Origin of the sequence: Streptomyces sp. UG1 (genome assembly GCF_049974585.1) — a bacterium.
Lineage (GTDB): Bacteria > Actinomycetota > Actinomycetes > Streptomycetales > Streptomycetaceae > Streptomyces.
This window is the reverse complement of record NZ_JBNGGG010000058.1, coordinates 45,817-53,129: the sequence shown is the minus strand read 5'-3', so window position 1 is coordinate 53,129 and position 7,313 is coordinate 45,817. Positions and strand designations below refer to the sequence as shown.

6 protein-coding genes are annotated in these 7,313 nt (G+C 72.7%); 5 read left to right on the top strand and 1 reads right to left on the bottom strand.

Features of this window, described 5'->3' with window-relative positions:
• The first annotated feature begins 169 nt into the window (after positions 1-169).
• The 5 genes from rpmF to ACP4J3_RS44925 all read left to right on the top strand — a co-directional run bounded on the left by rpmF (position 170) and on the right by ACP4J3_RS44925 (position 5,854).
• A complete protein-coding gene (rpmF, locus tag ACP4J3_RS44945; RefSeq protein WP_194048965.1) occupies positions 170-340 on the top strand; it encodes a 50S ribosomal protein L32 in 171 nt (56 codons plus the stop codon).
• Positions 341-346: 6 nt separating this feature from the next.
• A complete protein-coding gene (locus ACP4J3_RS44940; protein ID WP_426543014.1) occupies positions 347-1,528 on the top strand; it encodes a GTP-binding protein in 1,182 nt (393 codons plus the stop codon).
• Between the two features lie 74 nt (positions 1,529-1,602).
• Positions 1,603-3,276, top strand: a complete 1,674-nt coding sequence (locus ACP4J3_RS44935; protein WP_426543012.1) for a LuxR C-terminal-related transcriptional regulator — start codon at positions 1,603-1,605, stop codon at positions 3,274-3,276.
• A gap of 139 nt (positions 3,277-3,415) precedes the next feature.
• Entirely contained in the window at positions 3,416-4,801 is a 1,386-nt protein-coding gene (locus tag ACP4J3_RS44930; protein WP_426543010.1) for an FAD-binding oxidoreductase, read from the top strand.
• Between the two features lie 54 nt (positions 4,802-4,855).
• Positions 4,856-5,854: an LLM class flavin-dependent oxidoreductase gene (locus ACP4J3_RS44925; protein WP_426543008.1), complete on the top strand. Its 999-nt coding sequence runs from the start codon at positions 4,856-4,858 to the stop codon at positions 5,852-5,854.
• A 24-nt stretch (positions 5,855-5,878) separates the two neighbouring features.
• Here the strand turns inward: ACP4J3_RS44925 and ACP4J3_RS44920 are convergent, their stop codons facing one another.
• Entirely contained in the window at positions 5,879-7,195 is a 1,317-nt protein-coding gene (locus tag ACP4J3_RS44920; RefSeq protein ID WP_426543006.1) for a phytase, read from the bottom strand.
• Between the last annotated feature and the right edge of the window lie 118 nt (positions 7,196-7,313).

Here is a 7,313-nt window from a genome sequence, read left to right as displayed (position 1 = left end):
CCGTTCGTCAGATCCCCACGTCCCACGGGACGTGATCATCAACGAACAAGATCCACTTTCGCAACAGGCCCTAGCGGGGCGAAGGATCGGCCCGGAGGCGACCGTCAATTGTTAATGGGATCCGTTTTCATATAGCCTCCTCGGTGTTCACCCACCGAGGAGGTCCGACATGGCTGTCCCCAAGCGGAAGATGTCCCGCAGCAACACCCGCCACCGCCGCGCCCAGTGGAAGGCCACGACGCCGCAGCTCGTGCCCGTGACGGTCGACGGCGTGCGTCACCTGGTGCCGCAGCACCTGGTGAAGGCGTACGAGCGCGGGCTGCTGCGCCCCGAAGGCTGACCGGACATGCCGTACGACCGCCGTCTGCCCGTCACCGTCCTGTCCGGCTTCCTCGGGGCGGGCAAGACGACCCTGCTCAACCATGTCCTGGCGAACCGCGAGGGACTGCGCGTCGCGGTCATCGTCAACGACATGAGCGAGGTCAACATCGACGCCGCGCTGGTGCGGGGCGGCGAGGCCGCGCTGTCGCGGACCGAGGAGCGCCTGGTCGAGATGACCAACGGCTGCATCTGCTGCACCCTGCGCGACGACCTCTTGGATGAGGTCGACCGGCTCGCCCGCGAGGGCCGCTTCGACCACCTCCTCATCGAGTCGTCCGGCATCTCCGAACCCATGCCGGTGGCGGCCACCTTCGCCTTCGCCCGCGACGACGGAGCCACCCTCGGCGACCTCGCCCTCCTGGACACCATGGTCACGGTCGTGGACGCGGCCAACTTCCTCTCCGAGCTGGACAGCGGTGACGAACTCGCCGAGCGCGGCCTCGACCAGTACGAGGACGACGAGCGCACCGTCAGCGACCTCCTGGTCGACCAGGTCGAGTTCGCGGACGTCATCGTGCTCAACAAGCTGGACCTGGTGGACGGCGCGACGGCGGACCGACTGCGGGCGGCGCTGCACCGGCTCAACCCGGCCGCGCGGCTCGTCGACGCCGTCCAGGGGCGCGTGGCGCTCCGGGAGGTGCTCGGCACCCGGCTGTTCGACCTGGAACGCGCCCAGCAGGCACCGGGCTGGGTGCGCGAACTCAACGGCGACCATGTGCCGGAGACCGAGGAGTACGGCATCTCCTCCACGGTGTTCCGCTCCGAACTCCCCTTCCACCCGGGCCGCTTGTGGACCTTCGTCACCGAGCGCCTCGACAGCGGCGTATACGGCAAGGTGCTGCGCTCCAAGGGGTTCTTCACCCTCGCCAGCCGACCGCGGGTGACCGGGCTGTGGTCGCAGGCGGGCTCCGTCGCCCGCTTCGAGCCCAGCGCGGCGCACGACACCGACGCGCCCTACGCACAGGAGCTGGTCCTCATCGGCACGCACCTGGACGCGGCGGCGCTCCGCGCGGCGCTGGCCGACTGTCTGATGGCCGACGGCGAGGGGATCCCGGCCGAAGACCCGTTCCCGGCCTGGGACACGTACGGCATCGACGACACCTGCGAGCACGAGCACGCGGCACCGCTCCAGGCGTCCGTTCACTGACTCCCCCGCCGCTCGGCCCGCCTATTCTGGTGAGGGGCCGGTCCTGCTCGCAGCGTGCGAGAAGGGAGCCGCGGATGGCCGAGCGGACGATCGACAGGGCGGCCGCGGACAGCCTGCGGCAGGCCAGGGACGCCGTCGCGCGTGAGGCGTGGGCGGCGGCGTACCAGCTGCTCGGCGGCCTGGACCCGGCCTGCCTCACCCCCGACGACTGCGCCGCGTTCGCCGACGCCGCCTGGTGGACGAGCCGCGTCGAGGAGTCGATCGCGCACCGGACGCGGGCCTACTCCGGGTATGTCGCGGCGGGCGCGGACCGGCGGGCGGGGCACATGGCCTGGCTGCTGTTCTACGAGCACCAGCTCGCGGGGCGCGCGGCCGTGGCCGCCGGCTGGCTGCGCCGGGCCCGGCGGCATCTGCGCGGTGAGCCGGAGTGTGTCGAGCAGTGCTATCTCGCCTGGGTGGACACCGAGGACGCCCAGCGGCGCGGCGCGTTCGACGAGGCGATGGCGACGGCCCGCCGTATGGCCGGGATCGCCCGGCGCCGCGGCAGCCCGGACCTGCTCGCCATGAGCGTCCAGGCGCAGGCGGGCGTGCTGGTGGCGCAGGGGCGTGTCGGTGAAGGGCTCGCGCTCCTGGACGAGGTGATGTGCTCGGCCATGGCGGGTGAGCTCAGCTCCTTCTTCACCGGGTGGATCTACTGCCTGGGCCTCCAGCAGTCCATGGCCTGCGCCGATCTGGAACGCGCCGCCGAATGGACCGAGGCGGCCATGCGGTGGTGCGCGGCGATGCCGGACGAGAACAACTTCCGCGGGCTGTGCCGGGTGCACCGGGTCCAGGTGCTGGAGTTGCGCGGCCGCTGGCCCGAGGCGCTGAGCGAGGCCGAGCGGACCTGCGCGGAACTGCTGCCGTACGAGCGTCGGATGGCCGCCGAAGCGGTCTATGTGGTCGGCCAGATCCAGCGGCGGCGCGGCGAGCTCGCGGCGGCCGAGCAGTCGTACGACCGCACCCACGAACTCGGCCGCGACCCGCAGCCCGGCCTCGCCCTGCTGCGGCTGGCCCAGGGGAAGGCCGACGCCTCGGCCACGGCGCTGCGGCTCGCGCTCGCCGACCCGGCGGGGGCCGGCGGTCTCGAACGGTGCGGACTGCTCGCGGCCCGGGTGGAGGTCTGCCTCGCGCTGGGCCGGACGGCCGAGGCCCGCGCGGCCGCCGAGGAGCTGCGAACCCTGGCCCGGGAGTGGCAGCGGCGGTGCGGCTCGTCGACGACGCTGCTGCACGCGAGCGCCGCGGCGGCCTCCGGCGCCCTGGCCCTCGCGGCCCGTGACCTCGACCGCGCGCTGCCCCACCTGCGCCGGGCGCTGACGCTGTGGCTGGAGCTGCGGGTGCCGTACGAGGCGGCCCAGGTGCGGATGACCCTGGCCGCCGCCGACCGGGCCGCCGGGGACGACGAGGGTGCCCGGATGGAGCTGCGGTCCGCCGAGCAGACCTTCCGGCAGCTCGGCGCCGTACCCGACACCCGCCGGGCCGCGGCCCTGCTGGCCGATGTGCACCGGCCGCGGCCGGGTAGGCTCACCGAGCGGGAGATCCAGGTGCTGCGGCTGGTCGCGGCGGGCCGCACGAACCGGGCCGTCGCCGCCGAGCTGGTGATCAGCGAGCACACCGTCGCCCGGCACCTGAACAACATCTTCGCCAAGCTCGACGTGTCCTCGCGGGCGGCGGCGACGGCGTACGCGTACGAGCACGGCCTCACCTGAAGGCGGGCGCGCCCATGGGCCGTTCTGCCCATGCCGGACCAACCGGTGATGGGCGATTCCGGCGATGAACGCGCAGGTGTCCCGGCGTAGACCGGAGAGGTACCCCTTCCCGAGCCCGGAGCGGAAAGCAGGTGGAGTCATGGCCACCTACACACCCACCCTCGACGAAAAGCTGCTGGAACGGCTGCGCGGAGCCGTGCGCGGCGAGGTCGTCCAGCCCGGCGACCCGGCCTACGACGAGGCCCGCAAGGTCTACAACGCCATGCACGACCGGCGACCGGCGATCATCGTGCGGGCCGTCGACGCCGGCGACGTGATCGCCACGGTGGACTTCGCCCGCGACCAGGGGCTGCCGCTCGCCGTGCGCGGCGGCAGCCACAGCGTCCCCGGCTACGGGACCTGCGACGGCGGGGTCGTCCTCGACCTCGGCCGGATGCGCGGGATCCGCGTCGACCCCGAGGCCCGCATCGCCCGGGTGGAGGGCGGCTGCACCTGGGCGGACGTCAACCACGCCACGCACGCGTTCGGGCTGGCCACGACCGGCGGCATGGTCTCGACCACCGGCGTGGGCGGCCTGACGACCGGCGGCGGCATGGGCCATCTGGCCCGGCGCTGCGGCCTGGCCTGCGACAACCTGCTCTCGGTCGACCTCGTGACGGCCGACGGATCCTTCATGACCTGCACGGACGACCAGCACGGCGACCTGATGTGGGCGGTGCGCGGGGGTGGCGGCAACTTCGGGGTCGTGACGTCGTTCGCCTACCGGCTGCATCCCGTCGCCGACATCCTCGGCGGGCCGACCTTCTTCCCGCTCGACGCCGATGTGATCCGCCGCTACCGGGAGCTGGTCGCCGAGGCGGACGAACGGCTCGGCGCCGTGTTCGTCGTAGGGCTCGGACCACCGGTGCCGTTCCTGCCGGAGCGCTGGCACGGGCGGCCGCTGTGCGGCCTGATCGCCTGCTGGAGCGGGCCGGCGGACGAGGACGACGGCATCCGGGACCGGATCGCCGCACTCGGGCCGGTGGTGGGCCGGCATCTGGAGCGCATGCCCTACCCGGTGATCAACACGCTCTTCGACGACCTGGTGCCCGCCGGGCTCTACCACTACTGGAAGGGCTCCTTCACCCAGGGGCTGCCGGACGGAGCCGTCGACGCCCTCGTCGAGTACGGCGCCGCCACTCCCTCGATCCAGAGCGTGACCGTCGTCTTCCCCATCGACGGCGCCTGCCACCGCGTCGGCCCGGAGGACACCGCCTTCTCCTACCGGGACGCCGACTACGCGATCGCGCTCAGCCCGACGCTGACCACCCGGGAGGACTGCGAGGCCCAGAAAGGCTGGGTGCGCGCCTTCCACGGGGCGCTGGAAGCGCACTCCATGGGAGGCGGCTACGTGAACTTCATGGACGGCGACGACCAGGACCGCGTACGGGCCAACTACCGCACGAACCACGACCGGCTCAGGGACCTCAAGCGGCGCTACGACCCGGGCAACCTGTTCCGCCTGAACCACAACATCGCGCCGTGAGGCGTCTTGGGGAGCCCTGCGGAATCCTGCGGGCTCCCAGGTGTTGAACCCTGCATGAGCTCCGTGATCGCCGCGACCCGCTTCTCCGTCCTCGACCGTTCCCGCACCCGCGAGGGCCACCCGGCCGCGGAGGCGCTGCGCGACACCGTTCGACTGGCGCAGGAGGTCGAGGCGCTCGGCTATCACCGGTTCTGGGTGTCGGAACACCACGGCGTGCCCGGCGTCGCGGGTTCCGCGCCCACGGTGCTGGCCGCCGCCGTCGCCGCCGCGACCCGCACCATCCGGGTCGGCACCGGCGGAGTGATGCTGCCCAACCACCGGCCGCTGGTCGTGGCCGAGCAGTTCGGGGTGCTGGAGTCGCTGTTCCCGGGGCGGGTCGACATGGGGCTGGGCCGGTCCGTCGGATTCACCGACGGAGTGCGCAAGGCGCTGGGCCGGGACAAGGGGGACGCGGAGGACTTCGCGGGGCAAATCCAGGAGCTGCTCGGCTGGTTCCGCAGCAGCTCGCCGACCGGGGTGCACGCGCGGCCGGCCGAGGGCCTGACCGTGCCGCCGTTCGTGCTGGCCATGGGCGAGGGCGCGGACATCGCGGCCCGCGCGGGCCTGCCGATGGTCATCGGTGACCTCAGGACCAGGGAGAAGATGCTGCGCGGGATCGATCACTACCGCGAGCACTTCCGGCCCTCCCCCTGGGCCGCCGAGCCGTACGTCGTGATCTCCGGCTCCGTCGCGGTGGCCGCCACGCCCGAGGAGGCCCGGCGGCTGCTCGTGCCGGAGGCCTGGTCGATGGCGTACTCGCGCACGCACGGCACGTTCCCCGCGCTGCCGCCCGCCGAGCGTGTCGAGGCGCTCGCGATGACCGCGAAGGAGCGCGGCTTCTACGAGGGCGGCCTCACCGGGCACATCGCGGGCACCGAGGAGCAGGTCGCGCACGAGCTGGAGTCGGTGCTGAAGGAGACGGGGGCGCAGGAGGTGCTGGTCACGACCAGTACGTTCGACCGTGCGGCGCTGGTGGACTCGTACCGCAGGCTCGCCCGGATCGCCAACGGGTGATCCGGGCGAGCGGCCGGCGATGGCTCAGTCCGGGTCGCGCGGGTCGAACGACTCGGTGTCGATCGTCAGCGGCTTCGGGAACGCGGTGGCCACCGACTCCCAGCCGGTGAACTTGAAGTTCGTGCCCTCCCGGTCCCCGTCCGCGGGCGTGGCCTCGCCGTCGTGGGTGACCAGCAGGCCCTTGGGGAAGGACCGGCCGAGCGGGACGTTGACCACGGCGCTGCCGTCGGAGTGCTGCACGCCGTCGGTGGCGGCGCCGTCGGTGACGGCGAAGGAGCCGAGGTAGGCATTGCGGCCCTGGCGCTCGTACACGGCGAAGGTGTCGTCGCCCTGGCTGGAGGCGAGCAGGTAGCCCTTGCCGTCGGCGGCGTGGTAGATCGCGGTGCCCTCGGCGTCGGCACTCAGGTGCTCACCGCCGTAGCCGGGGTCGTTCGCGGTGTCGAGGACGCACTCCTCTTCCTCGGCGTCATACCCCCACGGTGTGCCGTACTCCCGCACCCGGTCGATCAGCTCGGGCCGCTCGAACTCCTCGTCGTCGAGGTCGACCCGCCACAGCCCGACGTCCTCCTGGGCCGCGTACAGCACGTGCTCCTCCTGGTCGACGACCATGCCCTCGACCTGCGGACGCTCCCCGGGGTCGGCGCACGGCGTCCACTCGGTGCCGTTCGGCAGCGTGAAGGAGGCGGGGAGATCGAGGGTGTCCTCGGTCTTGTAGCCGACGCGACCGTTCTGGTCCTCCAACTGGAGCAGGCGTACACGGGTTTCCTCGCGCCGCGACACCACCACGTACGCGTTGTCGTCGTCGCTGAAGGCGGCCAGGCCGTAGGCGGTGCGCTGGTCGTCGACCTCGGTCTCGCTCGCCGAGAACACCGGCGCGGCGTTCGCGGCCGTCACGTCCTTCAGCGGGGGCCTGCCCGCCGCCACGGCGGCCGGGTCGATGGCGTAGGCCCGCACCCGGTCCCTGCCGCGGTCGCTGACCAGCGCCAGGTCGGTCTTCTCGCCGTCCAGCTCGAAGCCGTACACGACGTCGACGTTGTTGAAGCGGCCCGGCGCGGCGTCCTCGCCGGGCGCCGCGGGCGCGGCTATGCGCTGCAGACGCCTGCCGTCGAGGCCGTGGACGTCGAGGCCGGCCTCCTTGAGGGTGGCGATCACGAGGCTGCGGCCCGGGTGGCGGGGGTCGACCCAGACGGCCGGGTCGTCGGCGTCGGCGTTGCCGCCCGCCTCGTCGTCGTACACGGCGGGCGTCTCGACGCGGGCGAAGACGGAGACCGGCTGCGGGGCGGCGGCACCCGTGACCATCAGCAGCGCGGCGGTGAGAGTGCTCAGAGCTGAAGCGCTCACGATGCTCCTCGGTAGGAAGAGAGACTGGCGTGACCGTACGGTCGGCCGGTGTGGGTGAGCCGACGGGTTCATGAACATCAGGTGGCCCGTGGCTCGTACAGGCGTACGGCCGGCTCGC